Source organism: Mesorhizobium sp. WSM3868, from assembly GCF_002294785.1.
In the GTDB taxonomy this organism is placed as follows: domain Bacteria; phylum Pseudomonadota; class Alphaproteobacteria; order Rhizobiales; family Rhizobiaceae; genus Mesorhizobium.
The window spans coordinates 1-1,715 of record NZ_NSGB01000047.1; the positions used below are offsets into that span (position 1 = coordinate 1).

A 1,715-nucleotide genomic window follows, 5' to 3' on the forward strand; every position below is an offset into this window, starting at 1 on the left:
CCTTGGATCGGCTGGCTAGTAGAGGATTGGTTCTCCCTTTCGCTTAGGCCTTAGAGGCCTTTTCGAGGAAAAGTTGTGCAACCGCACTCGGCTGCACCCCGGTCACGCCTTTCGCCGTCGCCGTCAGGTAATCGAGGAAATAGCCGAAGATGATAGGTGTTTCCTCAAGCAGCAGCTTCTGGATCTTGCCCGCCGTTGCCTTCTGCGCCTCCAGATCGATAGCCGCGATGTAGTTGGACACGAGCATGTCGTAATCCTTGTTCTTGAAATGGGCGGCGTTCCAGGTGCCGTCGCTCTTCAGCGGCGCGGAAAGCAAGACGTTCGGCACGCCGCGGTGGCCGTAGTCCGTGATACCCATCACCGAATCCAGCCAGTTCGACTTGCCGAACACCGCGTCTCCATAATAGCTACCCGCGTCGAGGATGTTGAGTTCGATCTCGATGCCGATCTCCTTGACCCAATTCTGGATCAGCTGGGCGTATTCGGGAATTTCAGCAACGCGCACGGCGGTCAGCGTCACCTTGAAGCCCTTGCCGGCACCTGCAGCTTCCATCAGCTGCTTGGCCTGCGCGAAGTCCTGCTTGCGCTGCGGCACGCTCGTATCGGTCGAAGGGTAGACCGGTGCGAACGGGCTGTCATTGCCCAGCGATGCGCGCCCCTTCATCAGGCCGGCGACCAGCTTGTCGCGATCGATTGAGAGCGCGATGGCGCGGCGCACGCGCGGGTCCTTGAACGGGTCGGAGTCGCAGCGCATGTGCACTTGCTGGCACGCCGGCGACTTCAGGCTGATGATATCGAAGTTCGGATCGTTGAGCAGGCCAATGCCGGACAGAGCCGATATAGGGGTGATGTCGACCTGGCCGCCCTGCAGCGCCAGAATCTGAGCCTGACGGTTGTCGAAGAAGGTGAACTCGGTGCGATCCGGCAATGCCTTCGGCCCCCAATAGTCGTCGTTACGCACGAAGGAGGCGCCGACCTTGGGCGTGTATTTTTCCAGCTTGAACGGCCCGGTGCCGTCGAAGCTCTTCTCGAAGTCACCCTTGTAGGTGGCCGGCAGAATGATGGCATTGTAATTGTCCGAAGACACCATGTAGGGGAAGTTGCCGTTCGGCGCGTCAAGGTGAAACTCGACGGTGTAGTCATCAACTTTCTTGGTCGCACCCTTCTGCAGGATGCCCTTGAAGACGGACAGCGCGTTGGATGAATTGGCCGGGTCGGCCAGTCGGTCGATGGTCGCCACCACGTCGTCGGCCTTCATCTCGCCGCCGCTGTGGAACTTCACGCCCGTGCGAAGCTTGAAGGTCCATACCGTGCCTTTGTCGTTCGGCTTCCAGCTTTCGGCCAGCGCAGGCCGCAGCAGCAGGTCGGAGCCATCGACGCAAAGGAACTCGCCCACCTGCTGAATGAGCATGATGCCGCCGGTGTCGGCAATGGTGACGGGGTCTATGGCTCCCGACGGTACATTGTAGGCAACGCGGATGGTGGCGCCGGGCGCGCCCTGGGCGCGAGCGAGCGAAGGCATGCCACCGAGACCGGCTGCCATGCCGATGCGGCCAAGCAAAGGCAGCGACAGACCAAGCAGGCTGCCATGGCGCACGAACTCGCGGCGGCTGACACGGCCGTCGACGAGACCATCGATCAGGTGATTTTCAAGCGGCGAACGGTTGCGACGGAGGAGGTCGAGAATGCGATAGTTCTTACTCATGGGTTTAACC

General features: G+C 60.8%; 1 protein-coding gene. It reads right to left on the minus strand.

Features of this window, described 5'->3' with window-relative positions; translation table 11 throughout:
- Positions 1–43: 43 nt before the first annotated feature.
- Positions 44–1,705 (minus strand): ABC transporter substrate-binding protein, encoded by a 1,662-nt coding sequence (locus CK221_RS29455; protein WP_095780273.1) that lies wholly within the window; start codon positions 1,703–1,705, stop codon positions 44–46.
- Between the last annotated feature and the right edge of the window lie 10 nt (positions 1,706–1,715).